General features: G+C 57.6%; 25 protein-coding genes and 2 pseudogenes. 14 read left to right on the forward strand and 13 right to left on the reverse strand.

The annotated features are described in order from the left end of the window. Positions 1-19 precede the first annotated feature (19 nt). The 4 genes and pseudogenes from merA to AC1RP7_RS14490 all read left to right on the forward strand — a co-directional run bounded on the left by merA (position 20) and on the right by AC1RP7_RS14490 (position 4,982). Entirely contained in the window at positions 20-1,702 is a 1,683-nt protein-coding gene (gene merA / locus AC1RP7_RS14475; RefSeq protein WP_008567178.1) for a mercury(II) reductase, read from the forward strand. 18 nt (positions 1,703-1,720) lie between these two features. Next, complete coding sequence (locus tag AC1RP7_RS14480; RefSeq protein WP_008567175.1) at positions 1,721-2,137, forward strand: hypothetical protein; 417 nt, start codon at positions 1,721-1,723, stop codon at positions 2,135-2,137. Between the two features lie 359 nt (positions 2,138-2,496). Beyond that, positions 2,497-3,663 (forward strand): annotated as a pseudogene (locus tag AC1RP7_RS14485) (Y-family DNA polymerase); the annotation flags it as partial. Between the two features lie 1,049 nt (positions 3,664-4,712). Further along, positions 4,713-4,982: a hypothetical protein gene (locus AC1RP7_RS14490; RefSeq protein WP_493182070.1), complete on the forward strand. Its 270-nt coding sequence runs from the start codon at positions 4,713-4,715 to the stop codon at positions 4,980-4,982. 399 nt (positions 4,983-5,381) lie between these two features. Here the strand turns inward: AC1RP7_RS14490 and AC1RP7_RS14495 are convergent, their stop codons facing one another. The 6 genes from AC1RP7_RS14495 to AC1RP7_RS14520 form a co-directional block, all read right to left on the reverse strand. Then, the gene (locus AC1RP7_RS14495; RefSeq protein ID WP_493182072.1) at positions 5,382-5,744 is read right to left on the reverse strand and encodes a copper-binding protein; all 363 of its coding nucleotides are present in this window, start codon (positions 5,742-5,744) and stop codon (positions 5,382-5,384) included. Beyond that, on the reverse strand, positions 5,741-8,899 hold the full coding sequence (locus tag AC1RP7_RS14500; RefSeq protein ID WP_493182073.1) for an efflux RND transporter permease subunit: 3,159 nt from the start codon (positions 8,897-8,899) through the stop codon (positions 5,741-5,743). The genes AC1RP7_RS14495 and AC1RP7_RS14500 overlap by 4 nt, the downstream gene beginning before the upstream one ends. Then, entirely contained in the window at positions 8,896-10,380 is a 1,485-nt protein-coding gene (locus AC1RP7_RS14505; protein WP_493182074.1) for an efflux RND transporter periplasmic adaptor subunit, read from the reverse strand. The genes AC1RP7_RS14500 and AC1RP7_RS14505 overlap by 4 nt, the downstream gene beginning before the upstream one ends. Further along, positions 10,377-11,633 (reverse strand): TolC family protein, encoded by a 1,257-nt coding sequence (locus tag AC1RP7_RS14510; protein ID WP_493182075.1) that lies wholly within the window; start codon positions 11,631-11,633, stop codon positions 10,377-10,379. The genes AC1RP7_RS14505 and AC1RP7_RS14510 overlap by 4 nt, the downstream gene beginning before the upstream one ends. Before the next feature lie 98 nt (positions 11,634-11,731). Beyond that, positions 11,732-12,073 carry a hypothetical protein gene (locus tag AC1RP7_RS14515; protein ID WP_108231569.1) on the reverse strand — a complete coding sequence of 114 codons (342 nt, stop codon included), beginning with the start codon at positions 12,071-12,073 and terminating at the stop codon, positions 11,732-11,734. 157 nt (positions 12,074-12,230) lie between these two features. Beyond that, a complete protein-coding gene (locus tag AC1RP7_RS14520) occupies positions 12,231-12,473 on the reverse strand; it encodes a DUF2933 domain-containing protein (protein ID WP_493182076.1) in 243 nt (80 codons plus the stop codon). A 425-nt stretch (positions 12,474-12,898) separates the two neighbouring features. On the opposite strand from AC1RP7_RS14520, the gene AC1RP7_RS14525 reads away from it, so the two are divergent. After that, complete coding sequence (locus AC1RP7_RS14525; protein ID WP_493182077.1) at positions 12,899-13,804, forward strand: F510_1955 family glycosylhydrolase; 906 nt, start codon at positions 12,899-12,901, stop codon at positions 13,802-13,804. Positions 13,805-13,936: 132 nt separating this feature from the next. Here AC1RP7_RS14525 and AC1RP7_RS14530 read toward each other — a convergent pair whose 3' ends face one another. The 3 genes from AC1RP7_RS14530 to AC1RP7_RS14540 are packed head-to-tail and all read right to left on the reverse strand — an operon-like array spanning position 13,937 to position 14,791. Beyond that, positions 13,937-14,149 (reverse strand): GDCCVxC domain-containing (seleno)protein, encoded by a 213-nt coding sequence (locus AC1RP7_RS14530; protein ID WP_493182078.1) that lies wholly within the window; start codon positions 14,147-14,149, stop codon positions 13,937-13,939. 6 nt (positions 14,150-14,155) lie between these two features. Beyond that, positions 14,156-14,431: a mercury resistance system periplasmic binding protein MerP gene (gene merP, locus AC1RP7_RS14535; protein WP_493182079.1), complete on the reverse strand. Its 276-nt coding sequence runs from the start codon at positions 14,429-14,431 to the stop codon at positions 14,156-14,158. Positions 14,432-14,443: 12 nt separating this feature from the next. After that, positions 14,444-14,791, reverse strand: coding sequence for a mercuric transporter MerT family protein (locus AC1RP7_RS14540; RefSeq protein ID WP_493182080.1), 348 nt, complete (start codon positions 14,789-14,791; stop codon positions 14,444-14,446). A 75-nt stretch (positions 14,792-14,866) separates the two neighbouring features. On the opposite strand from AC1RP7_RS14540, the gene merR reads away from it, so the two are divergent. The 8 genes and pseudogenes from merR to AC1RP7_RS14580 all read left to right on the forward strand — a co-directional run bounded on the left by merR (position 14,867) and on the right by AC1RP7_RS14580 (position 19,753). Beyond that, positions 14,867-15,265 carry a mercury resistance transcriptional regulator MerR gene (gene merR, locus AC1RP7_RS14545; protein ID WP_493182081.1) on the forward strand — a complete coding sequence of 133 codons (399 nt, stop codon included), beginning with the start codon at positions 14,867-14,869 and terminating at the stop codon, positions 15,263-15,265. A gap of 189 nt (positions 15,266-15,454) precedes the next feature. Beyond that, the gene (locus AC1RP7_RS14550) at positions 15,455-16,048 is read left to right on the forward strand and encodes a cytochrome b/b6 domain-containing protein (RefSeq protein WP_493182082.1); all 594 of its coding nucleotides are present in this window, start codon (positions 15,455-15,457) and stop codon (positions 16,046-16,048) included. A gap of 3 nt (positions 16,049-16,051) precedes the next feature. After that, positions 16,052-16,825: a molybdopterin-dependent oxidoreductase gene (locus AC1RP7_RS14555; protein WP_493182083.1), complete on the forward strand. Its 774-nt coding sequence runs from the start codon at positions 16,052-16,054 to the stop codon at positions 16,823-16,825. A 77-nt stretch (positions 16,826-16,902) separates the two neighbouring features. Next, positions 16,903-17,106: a hypothetical protein gene (locus tag AC1RP7_RS14560; RefSeq protein WP_493182084.1), complete on the forward strand. Its 204-nt coding sequence runs from the start codon at positions 16,903-16,905 to the stop codon at positions 17,104-17,106. Between the two features lie 241 nt (positions 17,107-17,347). Continuing rightward, positions 17,348-17,488: pseudogene (locus AC1RP7_RS14565) on the forward strand (IS3 family transposase); the annotation flags it as partial. A gap of 126 nt (positions 17,489-17,614) precedes the next feature. After that, positions 17,615-18,043 carry a DoxX family protein gene (locus AC1RP7_RS14570; protein ID WP_493182086.1) on the forward strand — a complete coding sequence of 143 codons (429 nt, stop codon included), beginning with the start codon at positions 17,615-17,617 and terminating at the stop codon, positions 18,041-18,043. 277 nt (positions 18,044-18,320) lie between these two features. Continuing rightward, on the forward strand, positions 18,321-19,148 hold the full coding sequence (locus AC1RP7_RS14575) for an MlaD family protein (protein ID WP_493182088.1): 828 nt from the start codon (positions 18,321-18,323) through the stop codon (positions 19,146-19,148). Then, entirely contained in the window at positions 19,145-19,753 is a 609-nt protein-coding gene (locus AC1RP7_RS14580) for an ABC-type transport auxiliary lipoprotein family protein (protein ID WP_493182089.1), read from the forward strand. Before AC1RP7_RS14575 ends, AC1RP7_RS14580 begins: the two co-directional genes overlap by 4 nt. Here AC1RP7_RS14580 and AC1RP7_RS14585 read toward each other — a convergent pair. Further along, positions 19,750-20,319: a cytochrome b gene (locus AC1RP7_RS14585; protein WP_493182091.1), complete on the reverse strand. Its 570-nt coding sequence runs from the start codon at positions 20,317-20,319 to the stop codon at positions 19,750-19,752. The two genes, AC1RP7_RS14580 and AC1RP7_RS14585, sit on opposite strands and share 4 nt — an antisense overlap. 410 nt (positions 20,320-20,729) lie before the next feature. Here AC1RP7_RS14585 and dsbG point away from each other — a divergent pair, with 410 nt between their 5' ends. Further along, positions 20,730-21,497, forward strand: coding sequence for a thiol:disulfide interchange protein DsbG (dsbG, locus tag AC1RP7_RS14590; protein WP_493182093.1), 768 nt, complete (start codon positions 20,730-20,732; stop codon positions 21,495-21,497). 212 nt (positions 21,498-21,709) lie between these two features. Here the strand turns inward: dsbG and AC1RP7_RS14595 are convergent, their stop codons facing one another. The 3 genes from AC1RP7_RS14595 to AC1RP7_RS14605 all read right to left on the reverse strand — a co-directional run bounded on the left by AC1RP7_RS14595 (position 21,710) and on the right by AC1RP7_RS14605 (position 24,265). After that, positions 21,710-22,729 carry a YVTN family beta-propeller repeat protein gene (locus AC1RP7_RS14595; protein WP_493182095.1) on the reverse strand — a complete coding sequence of 340 codons (1,020 nt, stop codon included), beginning with the start codon at positions 22,727-22,729 and terminating at the stop codon, positions 21,710-21,712. A gap of 165 nt (positions 22,730-22,894) precedes the next feature. Further along, complete coding sequence (locus tag AC1RP7_RS14600) at positions 22,895-23,638, reverse strand: cytochrome c biogenesis CcdA family protein (protein ID WP_493182097.1); 744 nt, start codon at positions 23,636-23,638, stop codon at positions 22,895-22,897. A gap of 6 nt (positions 23,639-23,644) precedes the next feature. Next, a complete protein-coding gene (locus tag AC1RP7_RS14605) occupies positions 23,645-24,265 on the reverse strand; it encodes a TlpA family protein disulfide reductase (protein WP_493182098.1) in 621 nt (206 codons plus the stop codon). Between the last annotated feature and the right edge of the window lie 139 nt (positions 24,266-24,404).

The raw sequence follows: 24,404 nt of genomic DNA on the forward strand, positions 1-24,404 counted from the left end.
CGATTCAATGAGTAACGTTATGACCGAACTGAAAATCATTGGCATGACCTGCGCATCCTGTGTCGTGCATGTGAAAGAGGCCTTGGAGAAGATTCCGGGCGTGCATCGGGCGGATGTTTCCTACGCCAGTGGGAGGGCCGAATTGAAGGTCGACGAGGCCGTAAGCCGTGAACAAATGCAGGCCGCCGTCGAGGCCCTGGGGTATCGAGCGGCGTTCGAAGACATCACGCTACCTACCCGTCCCGGCCTGCTCGATAAGGCACGGGGCTGGCTGAGCGGTGGCACTGACGCCGGGAAAGAGGGTGACAGGCTTCACGTGGCGGTTATCGGCAGTGGTGGCGCCGCCATGGCGGCCGCGCTCAAGGCGGTAGAAAGGGGGGCCCGCGTCACCCTGATCGAGCGCGGCATCATCGGCGGCACCTGCGTCAACGTCGGCTGCGTGCCCTCCAAGATCATGATTCGCGCCGCGCACGTGGCCCATCTGCGCCGCGAAAGTCCGTTTGATGGCGGACTGCCCGCCACGCCGCCGCTTGTCTTGCGCGAACGGTTGCTCGCCCAGCAACAGGGTCGTGTCGACGAACTGCGCCACGCCAAGTACGAAGGCATTCTGGAAAGCACCCCAGCCATCACCGTGCTGCGTGGCTCCGCCCGCTTCCAGGACAGCCACACGCTCAGTGTGGAACTGGTCGAGGGGGGCGAGCGCATCGTGACCTTCGACCGCTGCCTGATTGCCACCGGCGCCAGTGCGGCCGTGCCGCCGATTCCCGGACTGCAAGATACCCCCTTTTGGAACTCGGAAAAGGCGCTGGCAAGCAGCAGTATTCCGCAACGGCTCGCCGTGATCGGCTCATCCGTGGTGGCCTTGGAGCTGGCGCAAGCCTTTGCCCGGCTGGGTAGCCGCGTCACCATCCTGGCGCGCAACTCGCTGTTCTTCCGTGAAGATCCGGCCATCGGCGCAGCGCTGACGGCGGCCTTCCGCCTGGAGGGCATCGAAGTGCTGGAACAGACGCAAGCCAGCCAGGTGGCCCATGCCAACGGCGAGTTCGTGCTGACCACCAAGCACGGTGAAGTGCGGGTCGACCAACTGCTCGTCGCCACCGGACGCACGCCCAACACCCACGGCCTGAACCTGGAAGCGGCCGGCGTGCAGCTGGATGAACGCGGTGCCATCCAGATCGACCAGGGCATGCGCAGCAGCAAAGCGGATATTTATGCGGCCGGCGACTGCACCAACCAGCCGCAGTTCGTCTATGTCGCGGCGGCGGCCGGCAATCGCGCGGCGATCAACATGACCGGCGGCGAGGCAATGCTCAATCTCGACACCATGCCGGCCGTGGTGTTCACCGATCCGCAGGTGGCCACCGTCGGCTTCAGCGAAGCGGAAGCGCACCAAGCCGGCCTCGAAACCGACAGCCGCACCTTGACCCTGGACAACGTGCCGCGCGCTCTGGCGAACTTTGACACACGGGGGTTCATCAAGCTGGTCGCCGAAACGGGCTCGGGCCGACTGCTGGGCGTGCAGGCAGTGACCCCGGAAGCGGGCGAGCTGATTCAGACGGCCGCCCTCGCCATCCGCGCCCGGATGACGGTGCAGGAACTAGCCGACCAATTGTTCCCCTACCTGACCATGGTCGAGGGCCTGAAGCTCGCGGCGCAAACCTTCAGTAAGGACGTGAAGCAATTGTCCTGCTGCGCCGGGTAAAGAATGCGAGGTGCAAACATGAACATTAAGACTAATGAACTCGGCAGGGGTGACAGCCTGCGCCAGACATGGCAGGTGATCAGCTTCTGGGGGCTGCCTGCCGTTGTCGCGACGCTAACCATTCTTCTGGCAGATCGACACCCCACGCTATTCCTGGCCGCAAGCGCCGCGCTGGCGGTGATGGGTGGCGCCTGCCTGGTCAATGCCGCACGCTGCCGCCGACTTCACTGCTACCTCACGGCGCCGTACTTCCTGTTGCTCGCGCTCGGCGGGCTGCTGGCTTATGGCTTCGACCCGCATGGCGAGCAGTTCTCCAGACTGTGGCTATTGCTGGCACTGGGGGCGGCACCCTTGCTCATCTGGCTGCCCGAGCGCCTGGCCGGCCGAAAGTACCTTGGCGCTCCAGGGTGCGGAGAAGGCCGGGAGTGTCGGTGATGTAGGCCCTCTCAGCAGCCCTGATTGGCCGGGAACGCTTCGGTCTCCGTAATAGTGCTGCGAGCCAAGGACGTTATGCGAGGACTCCGTGTGCTTTTCGGTTTCGCCTGCTCTTCCGAACAACCGAACGACTCCAGCCGACAACAGATGTGCACGCTCATGAAGTTCATTCAAAGTTTTTTGGGGCCTCGCGGCCCCAGGGACACGACATTCGAGGCGGGCAGCTAGTTGGCCGCATGGGGGTGGGTCGGACTGAAAAGCCCTGATTTAGGCTGCGAAGGACGAAAAATTGTTAGCGTAACAATATCGTTAAATATCAATATGTTATGCACTACTAACTGTTAGCGTCATTCAGATATAATGACGGGTGTGTCATAGCCAGGTCGTACGATGCGAAGCCGTTTGTAAAAATGGGCGAGCCGTACTTCCAGATTCGAGACAAACTGAGGCGCCACGGAATCGTACCCTTTTCCAGCAACTATGCACTTTATGGAAATCTGTCCGAGCGAGTCATGACCATTTTGGAATCTGCGGTCGAGCGCTGTGAGCGATATTCCATCGACGAGGCCTGGCTCGATCTGGCCGGTATGCCCGGAAACCTTGAGGCATTCGGCCGTGATCTTCGGGCTCGGGTTTTGCGCTGCACAAGCATCCCTGTTGGTGTGGGCATAGCATCAACAAAAACCCTCGCCAAATTGGCCAACCACACCGCCAAGCGTTTGCAGACTCAGACGGGTGGCGTCGTGGATATTCGCGATCCCTTCAAGCGGGACTGGGTTCTACGTAACACGGCGGTAAAGGAAGTGTGGGGAGTTGGCCGGCGAATGACGGCCAACCTAGAGGCCATGGGAATTTGTACGGCAATGGACTTGGCGAAGGCTGATGCCAGGACGCTACGGCAGAGATTCAGCGTGGTGGTTGAGAAGACGGCTCGGGAACTGGGCGGAATCCCGTGCCTGGACCTGGAAGAGGTCGAACCGCCAAAGCAGGAGATTTGCTGTAGTCGAATGTTCGGCAAACGTCTCACAGAGCTTGCTCCGATCAAGCAGGCCGTGGCCACCTACGTTGGGCGCGCAGCAGAAAAGCTTCGGGCCCAAGGTTCGATATGCAAGCGCATGCGGGTGAGCATCCGCACTGGTATGTTCAATCCTGATGAGGCCCACTACGCCCAAGGAGTGTTGGTAGAACTGCCTTACCCGACTTGTGACACCCTGCTCATGACGCGGCTTGCTACTGACGCGGTGGACAATATCTTTCGTCCAGGCTTCCGTTACAGCAAAGCTGAGGTGTTGCTGATGGATCTGAGGCAGCCAGGCGAGTTCACCGAAGACCTGTTCGCCCACAAGCAATCGGCGGAATGCGTTCGCCTGATGCAGGTCATGGACAGCATCAACGATAAATGGGGAAGGGGGACGCTGCGGGCTGCCAGTGTTCCGACATCACCTGACTGGGGGATGCGCCGGGAGATGATGAGCCAGTCGTATACGACCAGGCTGGACGAGTTATGGATGGTACGCTGCGATTGATCTGTCTGCGTTGGAAGAGCTTATGCGCGATATAGATATCCACGGTTGCCCCGACGCAAAAAATTAGGAACTGGGGATACTCAGATGGAAGCTGTTGCCGTTTTCACCAGGCAGATACTCAGTCGCTCAAGCGACCACAAAAGAGCCATCCAGCTGCTGGCGACAGCAAATATTCCAAGCCAGATGATGGCCATTCTGCGTCAGGAATTGTGTCCTACTTGCCGAGTGTTCTGGAAAAGGTTTCGGGTAACCTCAAATGCTACCTGGAGCGGTTGCACGATGAGGGGCTCCATAGACCCGACGAGATATAGGAAAGCGAATAAACTAGCTTTATGCGCAATTATGCAAAAATTCATAATTTTCCTAGAGACATGTCCAGGCGACGAAAAACTAAATGTGCGGGGCCCGCTGTCTCTAAACAATTAGGTTTGTCACAAGATAAATAGCTTTGTCACAGATTAAATAGGTTTGTCACAAGGGCCCTCGAGGGAAAATGTTTACCGCGTCGCACCAAGCTTCTGCTTGGGCGACGCGTTCCCTCAACCCTTGGTCAGCAGTAATGGTCAAGCAAACCAGCGCTCCAGCCCGTCGTATCCCATCACGCTTTGTCACTCAGGACTGGATCGATAAGCGTATTGCGTCCGGCGTCGGCCAAGGCGTACCCGAAAAGTTACCTGGCACAGCTTAGGCATCCGATGCGTTCCGAGACGTAAGGTCGAGCGGCAACCGTTCATTCAACTCGTGAGCAGCCTAGCGATTCTGCTCGAACGCCCGCTTCCGGCGCCTCTGTTGAACATCGAGGCGACTGAGAAAGTAGCCAGTGTTGGGTGCTTCAGCTTAACGGCTCATTGCTATTGAGCTGGGAGTGAGCACAACGACGCTTGACCTTACCACAGCGGCAAGGTCCAGAATAATAAAAGGGACAGTCAGAGGTTAATCGTAACCTATGTACGCCCCTCTACAGCTGCCACTGTCCTTACCTTCTGGCAAATCAGCAGTCTCTTGCCGGCACCTGCCAGAAACCAAGGTAGTAGATGAGGAGAGCCGCCATGCACAACGCCATTACCCACACCGCCCTTGCTACCTTCATAGCCCTTGGAACTGTTGCCACGGGATTTGCCGAACAGGCCAAAGCCCCCGCCCAAGGCAGTTCCGAGACTGAAAAGGGTGAGGACATGCACATGATGGACGGCAACCATATGCCGATGATGGACATGCAGGAGATGTCCAAGATGATGAAAAACTGCAATGCCATGATGGAGAACATGAACCAACACATGGGCACTGAGCCTCCGAAGGGCGATAGCAAGGCCCAATAGCAGTCTGGTTCACGTCTGCCGTCTCTGTTTCCCGCCCCGGGCGATATGGGCTGTTGCTCCCTGGGAGGTGGCGCTTTTGGAGAGTCGCCATCCCGATTCCCTAGGCTTTTAAGCATGAGATGCCATTTCACTGTGGCAGTCTAAGAATACATCCGGCCATGAGTGACTTCACCATACACTATGGGCACTGGGGGGCTAATCATGGTGCTCATTGCTTCCGGGGGCTCCTACCGTTTTGTTGTTCCACACAGTTGACGTGACTGGAGGAGTGCAGGTTTATCGCACAGGTCTGGAAGGGAAGCTGGTGACACAGGGCGTCTATGGTGTGGTCCGCCATGAATGGTGGATAGCTGGTCCGGTATCAGCTTGCGAAGGTCGAATCAGCCACCCATGCCATGGTTACTTCAAGGGGTTGATCGACACGATGGTGGCTCCCATGCCCTCGGCACGAAACTCAAACGTTACTTGATCCCCTGCCTTCAGGCCTGCCAGTTGTTTGCTTGTTGCGTTGAATGCCATGGTCATGGCTGGCCACTGCACAGCCGGTACGGCGCCATGGGCGATAGTCACCGTGTGTTTTGTGGTATCGACGGCCTTGATCGTGCCCTCGGCTTTGGCCACAGGAGCCTGCTGGGTCTCCTGTGCCATCTGCATGCCCTTCATGGGCGTAGCGTCCATCTTCATACCCGGCATGTCCTCTGCCTGGGCGGAAAGAGACAGAGCGACAACGGTGCTTGCAACGGCGATCAGGGTCAGTTTCATACGACTTTTCCTTGAGGGTTGGTGGATACAACGGGGAGGTGCCGACGACGCATCAAACGGTAGGCCGCCGGAATAACGAACAGAGATAACAAGGGAGCAGTGACCATGCCACCGACCATGGGCGCGGCGATCCGACTCATGACTTCGCTACCGGTGCCACTGCCCCAGAGTATCGGCAATAGGCCGGCGATGATCACGGCGACAGTCATCGCCTTGGGTCGAACGCGCAGCACTGCACCTTCGCGAATCGCGGCGACCAGTCCACGCTCGGTGCTGTCACCGAGGTCTTCACGTTCGGCCCAGGCGTTCTTCAGGTAAAGCAGCATGATCACGCCAAACTCAGCAGACACACCGGCTAGGGCGATAAAGCCGACACCGGTGGCCACCGACAGGTTAAAGCCCAGCAGATAGAGGAACCACGCTCCGCCGGTGAGAGCAAATGGCAGCGTGGCCATGATCAGCAAGGCCTCGTCGAAGCGAGCAAAGGTCAAGTAGAGCAGGACGAAAATGATCAGCAGCGTGGCCGGCACCACCAGCTTGAGCCGTGCATTGGCTCGCTCAAGAAATTCGAACTGCCCCGAGTAGCTCAAACTCATGCCCGGCTGCAACTTGACCTGCTCACTGACGACCCGGCGCAGGTCGGCGACTACCGAGGCAATATCCCGTCCCCGCACGTCGATATACACCCACCCGGAAGGTCTTGCGTTCTCACTCTTGAGCATCGGCGGACCGTCGCTGACCTTGACCTTCGCCACAGTGCCAAGGGTGATCTGGCTCCCCAGCGGGGTGTAGATCGGTAATTGCTCCAGGGCGCCGAGCGAATCACGCCACTCACGCGGATATCGCACATTGATCGGGAAGCGCGCTAACCCCTCAATGGTCTCCCCGACATTTTCCCCTCCGATGGCGCCGGCCACGATCGATTGGACATCAGCGATGTTCAGCCCATAGCGAGCAGCGGCTTTGCGGTCGATATCCACGTCGATATAGCGGCCACCGGTCAGGCGCTCGGCTAGGGCCGAACTGACCCCGGGCACGTCCTTGGCCACACGCTCGACCGCCTGAGTGGCTGCATCGATCTCCGTCAGGTTGTTACCGGCAACTTTCACCCCGATCGGGCTCTTGATCCCAGTGGCGAGCATGTCGATGCGATTGCGGATCGGCGGGATCCAGATGTTGGTCAAGCCGGGAACACGCACCACCCGATCCAGTTCCTCCACCAGCTTCTCCTGGGTCAGGCCGGGTCGCCATTGCTCACGCGGCTTGAATTGAATGGTGGTCTCGAACATCTCCAGTGGCGCCGGGTCAGTGGCGGTTTCGGCGCGGCCAGCCTTGCCAAAGACATGTTCGACCTCGGGGACAGTCTTGATCAGGCGGTCAGTCTGTTGCAGCAATTGCGCCGCCTTCTGCGCCGACAACCCCGGCAGCGCCGATGGCATGTAGAGCAGGTCGCCCTCGTCCAGCGGCGGCAGGAACTCGCCCCCCAACCGGGACATCGGCCATAGCGCGCTGAGGAACACCAGCAGTGCGATCAGCATGGTGACTTTGGGTCGACGCAGCACCGCGTCCAGGGCGGGTTGATAGAGCCTGATCAGCCAGCGGTTCAGCGGGTTCTGTTGTTCATTGGGGATCCGTCCGCGAATCCAGTAACCCATCAATACCGGCACCAGGGTCACCGACAACGCGGCCGCCGCGGCCATGGCATAGGTCTTGGTGAAAGCCAGCGGGCCGAACAGCCGGCCCTCTTGTGCCTCTAGCGTGAACACCGGGATGAACGACAGGGTGATGATCAGCAGACAGAAGAACAGTGCCGGACCTACCTCGGCCGCCGCTTCGGTCATTACATGCCAGTGATGCTCGCCCTTGAGCTCTTCCCCTGGATGGGCCACGTGCCAGGCCTCGATCTTCTTGTGAGCGTTCTCGATCATCACCACTGCAGCGTCGACCATGGCGCCGATGGCGATGGCAATCCCGCCCAAGGACATGATGTTGGCGTTGATTCCCTGGTAGCGCATGACGATGAAGGCCATCAATACCCCGACCGGCAGCGAGATAATGGCCACCAAGGATGAGCGCAGATGCCAAAGAAAGATCCCGCAGACCAAGGCGACGACGAGGAACTCTTCGAGCAACTTGTGGCTGAGATTTTCCACGGCGCGATCGATCAGCTTGCTGCGATCGTAGGTAGTGACGATTTCCACCCCGGCCGGCAGGCTTTTCTTTAACTCGTCGAGCTTGGTTTTGACTGCTGCGATGGTCTCGCGGGCGTTCTTGCCGCTGCGCAGAATCACCACGCCGCCGACGGTTTCACCCTCACCGTCGAGTTCGGTGATGCCACGCCGCATCTCCGGCCCCAGTTGGATCGTGGCCACATCGCCGAGGGTCACCGGCACACCACCCGCACCGAGCTTGAGCGGGATCGCCCGAAAGTCATTGAGCGACTTCAGGTAACCGGAAGCACGTACGATGAACTCGGTCTCGGCCATTTCCAGCACCGCACCACCGGTTTCCTGGTTGGCCTTGCCAATAGCCTCAGTCACCTGTGCCTGGGTGATGCCCTGGCTGGCCAGTTTGAGCGGATCGAGCTGCACTTGATACTGCTTGACCATGCCACCGACGGTGGCCACTTCCGCCACGCTCGGCAAAGTCTTGAGTTCGAACTTGAGAAACCAATCCTGTAGTGCGCGCAGCTGCGCCAGATCGTGTCCACCCGTGCGATCCACCAGGGCGTACTGATAAATCCAGCCCACCCCGGTGGCATCTGGCCCCAACGCCGGCTTGGCACTGGCAGGGAGGCGACTTTGGATCTGGCTCAGGTACTCCAGCACCCGCGAGCGGGCCCAATACATATCGGTACCGTTTTCGAACAGCACGTACACGAAGCTGTCGCCGAAAAAGGAATAACCGCGCACGGTTTTCGCCCCTGGTACCGAGAGCATGGTGGTGGCCAACGGGTAGGTCACCTGATTCTCGACGATCTGCGGCGCCTGTCCCGGGTACGGGGTGCGGATGATCACTTGTACATCGGAGAGGTCCGGCAGCGCATCGATGGGGGTGCTCTGCACCGACCAGACGCCCCAGGCCGTGACGAACAGCGTGGCCAATAGCACCAGGAAGCGGTTGGCCACTGACCAGCGAATCAGGGCCGCGATCATGGCTGGCCCCCTAATTTTTCCAGGCGTTCAACGCGCAAACCATCATCGGTTTGACTGACGGATACACGAACCTTGTCACCCGACTTGACCCCCTGCATCAGCGCAGGGTCGGCTAACGGAAAGGTCATGGTCATGCCGGGCATGCCCAATGTCTTGAAGGGCCCGTGGGCGATCGTCACCTCCTTGCTATTGATCTGCAAGATTTGCCCCTCCGACTGATGAAGGACCGGGGCGGCGGTGGGAGGTGCTGGCATGTCCAGCGTGCTGGCGACGATGCCCTTGAGGCTGGCTTCGGAGTCGAGCAGGAACTGGCCGGAGCTGACCACCTGTTGACCTTCTTGCAAGCCTTTCAGTACCGCCGTCTTACCATCGTTTTCCTGCCCGAGTTGCACCTCTATCGGACGGTAGCGACCCGCATCTTCAGCGAGCATCACCAGCGTGCGCCGGCCGGTGCGAATAACCGCCTCGCTCGGTACCCACAACGCATCTTGGTCGGTCGTGTGGTTCAGGCGCACCTGCGCCGTCAATCCGGGTTTGAGACGCCCGTCAGGGTTGGGCAGCTCGACGCGTACGCGAACGGTGCGGCTGTCCGGATTGGTCTCGGGCAGAATCGCGCTGACCGTGCCCTTGAGTACAGTCCCCGGGAAGGCTGGCAGGTGTGCTTCGACCGTTTGCCCGACAACGATTGATCCAGTTTCCGACTCTGGAACCGCCACCGCCAGCCAGACGCTGCTCAAGCCATTGACGCGAGCCAGCGTCTCGCCGGCCGCCACGGTCATGCCCGTACGGACATCCAACTCTTGCAGCACACCACTGATGGGGCTGGTGAGGGTCAGGTTCGGCTGAGACTTGCCGCTGCGTTCTACCTGGGTAATCAGCGCCGTTGGCATCCCGGTGAGGCGCAACCGTTGGCGGGCCGCCACCAACAAGTCGGCATCGCCATTACGTTTAAGCGCGAGGAATTCTTCCTGAGCCGCAGCCCATTCCGGTACCAGGATATCCGCCAATGGCGCGTTGGCCTTGAGTACATCGCCGGGCGCACGGGCATACACCCGCTCGACAAAACCGGCGGTACGCGCCTGGATTACGGCGACGTCCCGCTCGTTGAACGCCAGCACGCCGACCACGTCCAGACTGGAAGCGAGGACGCCACGGGTGACGGTCGCCAGGCGCAGTCCCAGATTTTGAGTCTGGCCTGGATCGATGTTGATTGCGGCACCGCTGGTTGCGCCATCCGCGTATTGCGGTACCAGCTGCATGTCCATGAAGGGCGATTTGCCTGGTTTATCGAACTTCTGCTGCGGGACCATCGGGTCGTACCAATACAGCACCTTGCGTTCGTCTTGCGTCTTGGGACTCTGCTCGGCGAGCGTACCAGGCGTTGCGCTCATACGCTGCTGAGCGAACCAGTAGCCGCCTGCAACCCCTAGGGTGACCGATAAGCCAGTCAACACAGCCGTTTTCCAGATTCGAGTGCTCATTGGCTGGTGTCCCCATAGTTGAAATACAAGCGAGCGTTGGTCAGCGCTCGCTGTTCTTCGACGTCGATTTGTTTGAGGCGAGCCTCGATGAGTTCACGTCGGGCCGCGATAACAGCTGCCAGGTCGCCTTTCCCCGCGCGGTAGCTGGCCATGCTGAGTCCGACCTTTTCCTTGGCCAGGGGGATCAGGCTGTCTTGGCTGCGACTCACGGCACGGTTCAGACGCTCGTAATCGGCCAGATCTGTCTCCAGTTGTTCGGTATGCTCGCGTGTAAGGGCTTCGCGCTCGGCTTCCAGTTGATTGAGTTCGGCGTGTTTGGCGGCGATCTTCGGATTTTGTCGCGAGCCAGGGAACAGCGGCAGATCCCATGAGAATTGCACGCTGACCATGTCGCCGAACTCCCGTCCGCGTCGCTGGTAATCCACTTCCCAGCTCCAGTCGGATTGCTTTTCCGCCTCGGCTTCACGCACCTTGGCTTCGGCCTCGCGGGTCATTGGTGCATACGCTGCCAGTTCAGGGTGGTGTTGCAACTTATGGGAGTAGCTTGAGGTATCGACGGGCCATTGCGGCAAGCCACCCGTTGGCTGGTCGTTGGCAGCAACGCCAATCCAGCGCTTGAGGGCCGCTCGGGCCTGTGCCCGCAGGCGGATCAGGTCGTCCTGTTGTTCCGCCAACTGGGCTGCCTCCTGCTTCGGCGTGACCGCATCGGCAGGCTGGGCGCGGCCGCCGGCGATTTGGGCGCGCACGGTATCGCTCAACAGACGATTTTCTTTGTAAAAGTCCTGGAACAGCGCCTCTTTACGCTCGACGGAATAGCTGCTGATCCAGGCCAGTGCCGTGGCCTGGCGGACCTTCAGATGCTCAACGCGACTTTCAGCTGCGGCTCGATCAACGGCTGCTTCGGCGACCTCGATACGCGCTTTGCGCTTGTCGCGGTTGGGCACCTCCTGCATGACCCCAACCATCTGCATGGTCATGAAGTCCTGGTCAATGCTCCAGCGATCCGGGCCACCAATGGGATAGTTCTGCACACCCAGCAGTAACTTCGGATCGGGTAGCTCGCCGGCGGGAATGGCGGCGCTGCTGGCGGCTTGCAGTTTGGCCGCTTGGGCCGTCAGTGATGGGGCGTTGTTGTCGGCCAGCCGCAAGGCTTCATCGAGGGTCAGCGGGGCGGCGACGCTCGGCAATGCCATTACGCTTGCCGCCAAGGCAGCCACGACGGGCCAGCCTGCGCAATAACGTAGGAAGTTCATGCTCACGATTCCTTTGATGTTCCACTGCGCGCCTTTTAGACATGCACGCAGAAATGCCATCCCGCCAAGGCAGGATGAGACTCAGTGTGGTACAGGTATCAGGCGCGGGGCGGTCGCCATACCCCGGACGGGGTCTGTGCAGGCAGGAAATCGCTGGAGAGGGAAAGCACTACGGGACTGGATAAGGTAACAGGAGGCTTGATGATCGAAATTTGCAGCATGCCACCGGTCTTGCATTCCTGGCCTGGCTTGCAAGGTTTGCCGTGCTCGGAGGGACTTTTCATATCGTTACAGCAGTCCATGCCCATGTCGTCCATCATCGCCATGCCTGCCATTTTCATTGGGCAAGGCTCTGTCGGTGCCTGAATGCCCGCCATCCCGCTGAGGGGAAGCGCCAAGCTAATCAGGAAAATGAGGCAGCACCGCAGGTAGCGTTTCATGCGGGGGAGTCTAGTCGTTGCTAACGAACTGGACAATTACAAACCCATAAGAAAGAGCCCATTGGCTAGAGTTTGAGGATCAATAGGCACCTCCTCGGGTACAAGGAGTCGCTGAACAGCCAAGCCCAACTCGCTCAGCCATGGAAAAAGTTACCGCTCACGGCCTATCGTCTGGATCACGCTTGGTTGGTTTGATCTTCTGCGTGTCATCGGTCGTTGGCGGATTCTTGTGCATGTTACTCATACAAAACACCATCGACAGCGGACACAGCAGCACCAGAAAGATCAGCGCATTCGCCGCGATCCAGGCTTGAAAAGCGGGAAACAAAACATAGGCAGCCGCCAGGATAATGGCTGCACCGATGCCCAGCTGAACTATTGAGGGTTTATTACGAGCCATGATGCTCTCCTATCGGGTAAGTCGAGAGGGGCATCATTCAGAGCGGGCCCAGATGGTTGCTCAGAGTCATCGCAATGCTGGCCAGATGCGACTCGGCCAACGTCTGAAGTACCTCTCAACCGTAAAGCTGCACCTTGTCATTGCGGGAAGGTCAAGCAGCAGTGCGCGGTATCTAATTGCCCCACCGTAAACAGCGCAGTTTATTTTGATGGCCACGGGTTTTGTGGATGCTGAAAACAATCACGGGGCTGTGAGCTACAGTTGTATTGCCTCAGCTCTATGTTCCCCTTTGGTTGAGAGCCGGGCTTTGGGTGCCGACGTTAGGCACCCTTTTAATTTCATCTGCGGTGGTTCATCCGCAGATGAGGTTGGCCGTTAGCCAGATATCCACTGGAAAGGGCTCAGTCACGATTGGAGAATGGACTATGGATCTGGGAGAGCGTCTACGTCGGGCGGTATCGATTGGACTGTTGATGGGGCTCACCCACCTGACTGCCGGTGCCACGACGACGGTTACCTTGATGCATGTTCACGGGCTCGCTTTCAGTCAGGATGGGCAGCAGCTTTCCATCCCCAGTCATAATGGGCTGGCAATATACCGTGATGGACACTGGAGCAAGGCACCTGGGCCTGAACACGATTACATGGGCTTTTCTGCCGGCCGTCAGGCGATCTATAGCAGCGGCCATCCCGCCAGTGGTAGTGATCTGGTCAATCCTCTCGGGCTAATCAAGAGCAGTGACGACGGAAGCACCTGGCAGCAGCTCGGGCTTCAAGGAGAGTCGGACTTTCATCTGTTAGCCAGCGGTTTCGACAGCGGGGCCATTTACGTTTACAACACGCACCCGAATTCGAAAATGACTTCTGCGGGCTTGTACTACAGCCTGAATGATGGAGCCATTTGGCAGCATGCGATGGCGCAAGGAATGGGTGCAGAGCCGAGGGCATTGGCGGTGCATCCCACTGACAGCAAAACAGTTGCCGTGGCTACCAGCAGTGGCCTGTTTTTATCAAATGATGCCGGTGAACATTTCCAACCGGTTATTCAAGACGCTCAGGTGCTAAGCGTCAGCTTCAGCCTCGACGGAAAGAGCTTGTGGTTCGGCAGCTATGACAAGGTACCGAAGCTCTCGGCCCTAGACCTGAAGACCCACGAGATCAGCTCCCTCGGTTTGCCACCACTCGATCAGGATGCCGTCGCTTACTTGGCGCAGAGTCCGACTAATGCTCAGGAGTGGGCAATGGCGACCCTCAAGCGTGACGTCTATCTCTCGCAAGACGAGGGCAAGACCTGGAAAGCCATTGCGAAGGCGGGGCAAACGTTGGAATAACTCCTCAGATTGAGCGCCCCAAGGGATAGGCCAACATTCAGTTTGTGCGTGTTGGATCAAGCGTCCTTACGCATCTGATGTGTGCAGTTGTTTGTATCAATAAAGCAACTGTGCATCAGCCTGCTGTGCCTCCTATCCACAACACTTTTGCTGCGCTTGAATGGGTGGGCATTTCACCGAACCGAAGGAGCAGAACACGCAACAGTGGCCTGGATCAGGGCGCAGTAGTTTCTTGCAGTTGCTGCATTCGTAGAAGTACAGACGGGCATCTGTGGGCATGGCTTCCTGCTTGGCGAAACCACAGTGCGGGCAGGTCAGCACGGACTCAAGAACAAGGGTACTCATGGGGCATCACCTCTGTACGGTGGAGGTGTAGCCTGCGTTCATGGTCGCCTTGGTGAGCGCTTCGTATGTGGTTTGATCCGGGTCGAAGGTCACCGTAGCTGTTTTCTTGTCGAAATCGACCGTGACTGCATTTACGCCCGGCACCTTCTGTAGTGCCTTCTTCACTGTGATTGGGCAAACCTCGCAGGTCATATTTTGCACCCCGAGCGTAACGGATATTGGCGGGGCGGCCAGCGCTGCCAAAGGTAAGCTGACCAACAGAGCAATCAGTGGTTGGCGCATGGTGAACTTCTCTCAGTAAAACAGTGGGGCGAACCAAGGCACGGCTAATAGGCCGAGCAGTAGTACTGCAACCAGCCAAAAAATGAACCGTTGCCGTTTGAGGGTACGAGAGACAGCGCAAGACGAACCCGAAGCGCAGGCCTGCGGTACAAGGTAGAGCTCGTAAAAGGCCATACCGAGAAATAGCAGAGTCAGCCCGATGAAGATGGGGCGATAGGGCTCCAGTGCCGTCAGACTTCCGACCCAGGCACCGCCGATCCCAAGGGTCAGTAATACCAGTGGTCCGACACAACATACGGATGCACCAATGGCGGCAAGCGCACTGGCGAACAGCGAGTTTGTTCCCGTGATTAATGCCATGTCGGTTTCCTTGAGGCTGTTTGCCCAAGCGATACTCTAAATCCTGTACCTAGGTACGGAATCAATGGCAACGTGGTGTCGAAAGAGCTGACCATTGGAAAACTGGCCGATGCAGCTGAAGTGAATGTCGAGACCATTCGCTATTACCAGCGACTCGGCCTACTGGATGAACCCACCAAGCCGCTGGGTGGTCATCGCCGCTATGCGGTGGAACAGGCAGAGTGCCTGCACTTTATCAAACGAGCACAGGCACTCGGCTTTACGCTATCAGAAATCGGTGGACTGTTACGGCTGGATAAAGGCTGTGCGTGCGTTGAGACGCGGGCTTTAGCAGTCAGTAAACTGGCGCTAATTGAACAAAAAATCGCCGACCTTGCCGCGTTGCAAAGGAATCGGGTCAGCTTGGTGCAGCAATGTGACGCCGGAGATGGAGGGGTGAATTGTCCAATCATCGAGGCACTGGAGCATGAGTAATGCCGCTTACCCAGGACGAATAATCTAAAACGGCGTCTATAAGCCGATGCTAGCCTTGATAGATACGTCGCTAGGTCGGCGTTGTTTGCGACTCCGTTGGAGTTGCTGGTTAACAATGGGGGGATTGAGCCAACACATTTCGTGGTGGTCGGGGGGATTCGTCGGCGCGGTGCCGACAGGATAGGAATTATGAGTAGCCCCCAAACTATTCACCCGATCTGGCTACGGCTGACCCACTGGATCAACGTCATCGCAGTGCTCGTCCTGGTGATGAGCGGCTGGCGTATCTATAACGCCTCCCCAATTTTTTCCTTTCAGATTCCCGCCAGTATCACCCTGGGCGGCTGGTTGGCGGGTGCACTGCTTTGGCATTTTGCGGCGATGTGGATACTGGTCATCAACGGCATTGTTTACCTTCTGCTCAATATCTTCTCCGGCCGCATCGTTTACAAATTTTCCCCCATCCGCCCCACCGACGTCTTTTATGATTTCCTGGCGGCCCTCAGAGGCAAGCTCGCCCATGCGGACTTGCGGCAATACAACTCCCTGCAAAAGCTCGCCTACCTCTTTGTCGTGCTCGATCTCATTGTGCTCGTGCTGTCGGGACTGGTGATCTGGAAGTCAGTGCAGTTTCCTTTGCTGAGGGAGCTGATGGGAGGTTATGACTCAGCGCGCATCGTGCATTTTGTCTGCATGGCGCTGCTGGTCGCCTTTATCGTGGTGCATCTGGTGATGGTGGCCCTCGTGCCACGCACCCTGATTGCCATGCTGCGTGGGCACTAAGCCATGATCAGAAAAACTGAAAAAGACAGGCTTGATGAGTCCGTCATCATCAAGTCGGTGGCGCAGGAACTTGATCTACCCGCACGTAGACAGTTTCTGCGCTATGCCTGGACGCTGGGTGGGATTGCCTTACTGACGGGCTGTCGTATTGATGACAGCGACTCCGTGGAGTCCATGCTGAAAATGGTGTCACGCTTCAATGACAAGGTTCAGGCGGCGCTATTCGACCCGAGCAGGCTGGCACCGACTTACCCCGAGTCGATGATGGCACGGCCGTTTCCCTTCAACGCCTATTACGACCGCAACAGCATCCCGAACATCAACGGTGATGGTTTCAAACTCGCGGTCGACGGCCTGGTCCAGGATAAACACAGCTGGACTCTCGCCGAGCTGAATCAGCTGCCGCAAACCACACAGGTCACGCGCCTGATTTGTGTGGAGGGCTGGAGCGCCATCGGCAAATGGAGTGGGGTGACCCTTTCGAACTTTCTACAACGTGTGGGCGCCGATACCAGCGCCAAATATTTAGGGCTGAAATGCGCCGATGACTATTACACCAGCATCGACATGCCCACGGCCTTGCACGCGCAAACACTACTCACCCTGCGCTATGACGATCAGGTATTACCGCCGGAATACGGTTACCCCCTACGGCTGCGTATACCGACCAAACTGGGTTTCAAGAACCCTAAACATGTCGTGGAGATTTTTGTAACCAATGACTATCCCGGCGGCTATTGGGAGGATCAGGGTTACAACTGGTTTAGCGGCAGTTGAACATTCCAGGACCATCAGTAGTACCTGAATGACGGAGGCATCAAAAAGCCGTCGGCCAGTAACCGAGGGCTCAACACATGAAACGGCTGATTTCGTGCTTGGTACCGACTCTGTTCTTATTGATGATGGGGCTTGCCCAGGCAGCAGAGGGGCCGGGGCCAGGCATGACCATGATGGGGAGCGGCATGATGGCTGTCTGTGTTGTATTTGGACTGCTCATACTGGCGGTGCTTGTCCTCGCGATTCTCGCGCTGATCAAGTACTTGCGCAGCGGCAAGTAAACCTCCCGTCTGCAACTACCGTTGAAGGAATCATGAGCCCATCTACTGTTGTCGCAACCAATGCTAGTACCCAGATTGGTATCTGGTTTCGTTCGCGTACCCCCTGTCCTGAGTCCCTCCCTTCGATATCAAAAAACGCGAGCCTACCGGAGCGGAAACGTGCGGTCCTAATCGAATTTGTCGAAAAATCTCGATCGTCTTCTAATTTTTATCTCGCAACGACGCATTTGATTACATCCCCCTGACGGAGCAGGAGGCCCAGCGGGACATCAGCCATTACCTGATGCATCGCTACAACTGGATCAGGCCGCATCAATTCAATGAAGGGCTACCCCCTGCGGTGGCCGAAGCAAAACTTAACCCACTGTCCGGGATTGGTTGACTACTACAAGCTAGATTTCCCAACTTGGTCCAGATATTCCCCCGGCGACTACAATTAGTCTTGCGCAGTCCACTACGGCCTTTCTAAGTGGCATCCAACGCTCAACCTCGCTTAGGAGATCAGTTGATGTCTGCCCTCATTTCCCAACTCAACACGCTTTGGGCACCACGCCTGCTTAGTGTCCTGCGGATCATCACGGCCTTCCTGTTCCTCCAACATGGCACCGCCAAGTTAATTGGATTTCCGCATGTCGTTTTTTTCGATGAGTTGAGCCTGTTTTCCCTGATCGGCTTTGCCGGAGTACTGGAAGTGGTTGGCGGACTGCTGCTAGTGCTCGGCCTTTTCACGCGCCCGGTGGCCTTTATCCTGTCCGGAGAAATGGCTTTCGCCTATTTCATCGCGCACGCCCCCAAAGGGCTGTTCCCGCTGCTGAATAATGGTGAGCCGGCGACCCTGTTCTGCTTCATTTTTCTATACTTGGTTGCGGCCGGTGGTGGCGCCTGGAGTCTTGACCGTCGCCTGTGCCGAGGAAAACCTGGCTGCGATTGGGTCTAGACCAGCCGTGGCAACCGTCGCGGAACTGGATGCCTTTTTCTGCGGGTTCCTCTTGGGGCGTCAGTGCCTGGATGTACGAATGAAAGTGGGGAGCTAGTCAGAAATCTTTAAAAACTGCTCGGCTTCTAAGCTTGTTTACCGTTGTTGAGGCAAAAATCAGCAACTCACCCTGGGTCAATTTTCCATCTGCACCAAAACCACCTCTAAAGCTTACGTGCATATAAGGAGGGTTTCGCACGAACCCATGCTGATCCCCAACTCCTGGAGGCGATGCGCAATGCAAAACCCCATCCACACGAAGGCAAGGCTCGCATTTGTGGCGTTCCTGCTTATCTCGATTGTCATCGGGGCAATCTGGTATTTCTTTTCATCAAGCCAATACACAACCTATCAGATCTATACCCAAGACCCGGTCTCTGGCCTCATGATCGATGCCCCGATTGAGTTCCACGGCGTCGATGTGGGAAAGGTGAAAAGCATCAGACTGGTCAATCCGCATTCAGTGGCCATCGTGTTGAATATCGACAAGACTGTCCCGGTTAGTTCGACCAGTGTGGCGACGATTACCTCCAGAGGACTAGCAACACGAGGATTTACCGGCTACGTATACATTGCTCTCGAAGACGTCGGAACCAACTCGGTGCAACTGACCGCATGGCCGGGCGAGCCTTATCCGATCATTCCGACGGCCCCCTCGAAAATCGTGACGCTCGATACGTCGATAAATCAGGTAAACGAAAGTTTCCAGGCACTGGCCAAAGTGCTGGAATCGCTATTCGACGAGAAGACTATCGTGTCGCTGAAGCAATCAGCCGACAACATGCAGCAAGTCACCAAGGCACTGGCTGAAAATACCAAGAAGCTGGACGCTATCGTTGCCAATACCGAGCGCGCCAGTCGTGGATTTGAACCGCTCCTGAAATTGAGCCATGACACCGTAAGAACGCTCCAGATGCAAATCTTGCCGGAAACGCACAAGGCCTTGTCCGACCTTGAAAATCTCTCCACTTCCCTCTCTACGATAACGGCCAAGATCAATCGAGACCCCTCGATCCTGATTCGTGGTTCCGCGCCGCCACCACCCGGACCGGGGGAAAACAAATGAAATACTCCATGGGCAGGGCGGCTCTCATTGCATTATGCGCCGTCTTGCTATCGGGCTGCGCCTTGCTCTCCCCGGTCAAGACTGATACGAAGAAATATGTGCTGAACTCCATCCCGCTCAATCTACCCAGCGAACAGACCGACTCCGCGACCCTGCTGGTCTTGCCCCCCGAGACTGAGCCTATCTATGCCAAAACGCAGATGGCCTATTCGACAAAGGCTTATGAAATTGCATATTTCAGCCAGAACGAATGGGGGGCAACGCCATCGCAGATGATTCAACCTTTAATCGTCGAGACACTTCGGCACACCCACCATTTCAGCGAGGTTCTACCGTCCCCTCATTTCGGCCGCCACACTTTTGCGCTTCGCACCGAAATCCTGGAGCTTAAGCAGGACTTCACTTCGGACCCCGCGATGCTGCAACTCGCGATGCGCTTCTATCTGAGCCGCGAGGCAACGAATCAAGTTATCGCTACCAAGGAATTGTCAGTTCGGGAACCCATGCGGGAAAGGACCCCCTATGCGGGAGTCGTGGCGGCCAATGAGGCCATGGGAAAACTATTGCGGGAATTAGCCAGATTTGTAATCGAGAAAGCCCATTAAGGCAGCATTCTGCGCAAGGTATCGTCCTTGAAAACAAAGTGATGCCACAGTGCCGCCCCCATATGGATCAATATGAAAAAACAGAGCATGTAACCCAACCATCTGTGGATGTCGATGAATCGCTGAAACAGATAGCCGTCGTAACGAATCAAATCAGGCAGCGTATATAGACCAAAGAGCGATACTGGAATGCCAGCGGCGGAAGACATGAGCCATCCAGTCATCGGCAAGGTGAACATCAGTGCATAAAAGGAAAGATGGACAAATTGAGCGGCGATTTTTTGCCAGTCAGGCAGGTGTGCAGCCAGTTGCGGCAGTATTTGAGTTAAACGCCATGCCAAGCGCGGTACGAGTAGCATTAGCACCAATATGCCGAACGCCTTATGGTAGAAAATCAGGTAGATCTTTTCCGTATTAAAACCGACATCAGGAAGCGTGACCATGTAGAGACCCAATATTACGAGGCCAATAACAAGAAGAGCCATCGACCAGTGGAACAGGATCGCGATCACTCCATAACTTTCCTCGGTGTTCTCGATCGGCGACATCGCTGGTGCTCCGTTCATCAAGTGCTCTACCGGCGCAAGGCTAACCCAATTTCATCTCTCGTCATCAAGCAGTTGGACAGTATTTCCACTTGCTATATCCCAGCCTCTCAGCAGGTATCCGCCCCGGCCTTGGTTTGATAGCGGCAACGTGAGTCAGGTTTTATGCACCTTCCCACAGCGATTCGCGCTGCTCTCAAGGCGCTGAGCTGTGCGGTATGAAGTGCGCTTACGCCTCTGGGCTTGTGCAGGGAGAGTCGTCCATGCGCCTGCGGCGTACTAACATTGACTAAACCGGTCCGCTACCAAGTCTCGGCAAGCGGCGCGAAGATACCGGGTGTGACCAGTCGCCAGGTCGTACCTGATTGGTGAGATATCCCCCGTGATACTCGCGGGGACCCTGGCGATTCTGCGCGAGAGAACCCTCAGCCATGTTGCGCCACAAGTACCTCCCCCTGTTGCTCGCCCTCGTCAGCTCACTGCTCGTCTCGGTTACGCAGGCGGAGGAGTTGCCAGCGCCCATCAAAGGGTTTGAGGCTCGCGGAGCGACGATCGTGGGCGAGTTCACGGCACCCGGTGGTCTGCGCGGCTATGCCGCGCGCTATAACGACCAAGGGCTGGCTCTTTACCTCACGGCCGATGGCCAGCACGTCCTGATTGGCACCCTGTTCGATGCCCAGGGTGAGGATCTGACGGGGGCAACGCTGGAGCGTCTGATCTACGAACCGATAGCCAAGGAGGTGTTGGCGCGCCTGGAAAAGAGCACCTGGATTGCCGATGGGCGCAAGGATGCCCCACGCATCGTCTACATGTTCGATGATCCGAACTGTCCCTACTGCAATAAGTTCTGGCACCAGGCGCGCCCGTGGGTTGAGTCCGGCAAGGTTCAATTGCGCCACATCATGGTGGGCCTGCTCAGTCCTGACAGTGCCGGCAAGTCCGCAGCGCTGTTGACGGACAAGCAACCAGAAGCCGCGCTGAAACGGCATGAGGTGGCCGGTGGCGGGAGCTTACTCAAGTCTCTGGAAACGGTGCCCAGCAATGTTCAGGAGCAACTCGACGCCAATCTTGCGCTGATGACTGGGCTGGGCAGCGAGGCAACGCCCACGATCGTCTATCGCGATTCAAAGGGCCGCCTGCAAATGCAGAAAGGCTTACGACCAGCTCAGGTCATGTCGGAGCTTCTGGGGCCGGAATAAACCCCAGCCGGGGTTGACCTTCTTATCATGCCAAGGTCGAAGCTGCATGTGCGGTAAGAGATGCCGCTCTAGCATGAGAGGCCCGTTATGTTCGTCTTGGAAGTTTCCGGTATCGGTTGAGTCGTAGTCAGGTCGCTCTTACGTCGTTCAAACGACCCGATCCATGCTTCAAGACTTAGTTTTGGTGCCATCCCCCACGGCATATCGAAGGACTATTCGGTTTTCGGCGGCTTGTAGCTGATCCCGTTCGGGCCAGCGCCGACCTTGTGTGTACCGACGACCTTGCGGCTCTTCGTATCAATTACGGATACGGTGCCCGCTTCAATATTGCTGACAAACACATAAGCGCCATCTGTACTGATGGCCACACCATGGGCGCCCCGGCCGGTGGTCACGGTGCCAATGCTGCTGCGCGTTTGGGGATCGACGATGGAGACTCGATCGTCCGGGTTCTGGCCACTGCCTTGGTTCGCGACATAGACCTGGCGGCCGTCAACGGTGGCCATCATCTGGATCGGCGTACGGCCCACATCAATCTTGCCGATCACCTCGCGCCTGGCTGTGTCGATGATGCCAAGCTGGTTCGCGGCACTGAGCGACACGAACGCCAGGTGGCCGTCGGGGGCAAAGCCCACTTGGACAGGACCTTTACCCACTGGAATTTGCGCAGTCTCCTTGAGTGTGGCGACGTCGATAAGCGATACGCTATCGCTGCGCATATTGGCGACGTAGAGTGTTTGGCCATCGGGGCTCAAGCGCAGCCCATGGGGATAGCGCCCAGTCGGAATGCCAGGTAGTTCGACCCGCTGTTTGAGGTCGAAGACCCGCACCTGATTGGCGGCGGAATCGGTAACAAAGGCGCGCTGCCCAGTGGCGTCGGTGACCACATGAGCCGGGTGATCGCCTGCCGGCAGGCTGAACTGCGGTCTATCCAGAGCGGTGGTACTGAATACCAGCAACTGTCCACTGGCCTTTTCACCACTCGAATGTCCGGCATGACCGGATATTCCAACAACCAAAAGCAAGCTGCCGTCGGGTGAAACCTGCACGTTGTGCGGGGAAATCGGCAAGGCGACCGTGCTGATCACACCGTTATCGAGGTCCACCTGGCTAATGGACGCCGCCCGCTCGTTGGCGGTGTAGACGCTGCCAGTCGGGCTTGCCAGGGCAAGGCCCAGGTGTGCCCCTAGGGAAATACTTAAGGCCAGAGAGGTAAACCGCTTAGCGTTCATGTTGGTGTCTCCAACGAAGGACATGGTATTGAGCCAGGCAGGCCTAAACCGATGCTCAAGCTAAGCGCCAATCGCGAAGTAGTTTGTTGATCGCGGTCAACGATCTCTACCAGGCTCGATACTGAGTGATTGAACGCGAAAAAATTTCCAGAGGAGTACCGCTGGCTAGCCGATCCTGCCTAGGACCGGAAATATCTCCAGCAACCACCAGGCAAAGCCGGTCAATTGGCCGGTCACCATGGCGCTCCCCATGAGAATCAGAATGACACCAGCACCTATGTGGATGGACCGGCTCCAACGGCGAAGACGCTTCATCTGGGCCAGAAAATGGTTGGTGAACCAGGCCGTCAGCAGGAATGGGAGGCCCAGGCCGAGCGAGTAGGTCGACAGCAATGCAACGCCACTGGCGCCCGTACGGCCGGTGGTAGCGCTCAGCGTCAGGATGCTGCCCAGGATGGGACCGATACAGGGCGTCCAGCCAAAGGCGAAGGCCATACCCAACACATAGGCGGCCAGCGGTCCGCCGATGGACTTGAACTGGTGGACGAAGCGCACGTCCATATTCAGCCAACGCGGGTTGATCAGACTGGTGATGAACAGGCCGAAGACAATCACGATGATGCCGCCAACCAGGTTGGTCTCCTGCCGATAAGCAATCAGCAGCTGGCTGATGGCAGTAGCGCTGGCCCCTAGCGCAATGAAGATGGTGGAAAAGCCCAGCACGAAGCTCAGGCTCATGCCGATCACGGCAAGCCGCTCCCGGTGGCTTTCCAGGACCTGCAGTTCATCCACTGAGCGGCCGGCGATGAAGGACATATAGCCTGGTACCAAGGGCAGCACACAGGGCGACAGGAACGAGATCATGCCCGCTGCAAACGCGCTGAGGATGCCGATGTCGCTAAGGTTCATCGCAGACTATTTCCTCGCTGTGGAGGCCATTACTTCCTGCACAAACTCAATGACCTGCGGGCTGTCCCACTCGGCCGCACCGACTTTGCGGCCAATTTCCCGCCCTTCGCGGTCCAGCAGCAGGGTGGCCGGCAAGCCGAAGGCGCCGAGACTTTGGATGGCTTGCATCTGCTCGTCGAGGTAGATTTGGAGGTGCTGGATACCGATCTCCCGGTAAAAGTCCCGTACCACCTGCAGTCCACCTTGATCGAGCGAGAGCGCTACCATATGGAAGTCGTTGCCGCCCAGTTTTGCCTGGAGGCGATCCAAGGTCGGCATCTCCTGACGGCAAGGGACGCACCAGGTGGCCCAGAGGTTGAGCAGAACCACCTTACCCCGGAAGTCAGCCAAGCTTCGTGGTTTTCCCTCTCCATCGACGAAACTCACATTGTCTACCGGTTTGGGCTCGGCCCAGACGATCAACCCCGCCCGAGTGCTGGTTTCAGCAGTTGGCTCGGCGCCGAACGAGAGGTGAACCCCGGCCAAAGACAGGAGTAGATACAGCGGCAGCCAGCAGGTCCGTAAATACCAAGACTGCCCAGTGCAGCCTGAGGCCCGGTGCGTGGCGCGGGGTAAAGCGCAGGTCATGGCACACCTCACGAGCAACTGTTGCTTTAAACTGTCGAAGCGCCGCGGGCTGGCCACAATTACCGGGGAGGCAAGGCTGCCATTGGGATTATAGCAGTGCCTAACCGCCGTTCATGTGGCCCCTTGCCATTCCTCGTCG

Source organism: Pseudomonas sp. GW822-FHT01E03 (assembly GCF_058802985.1).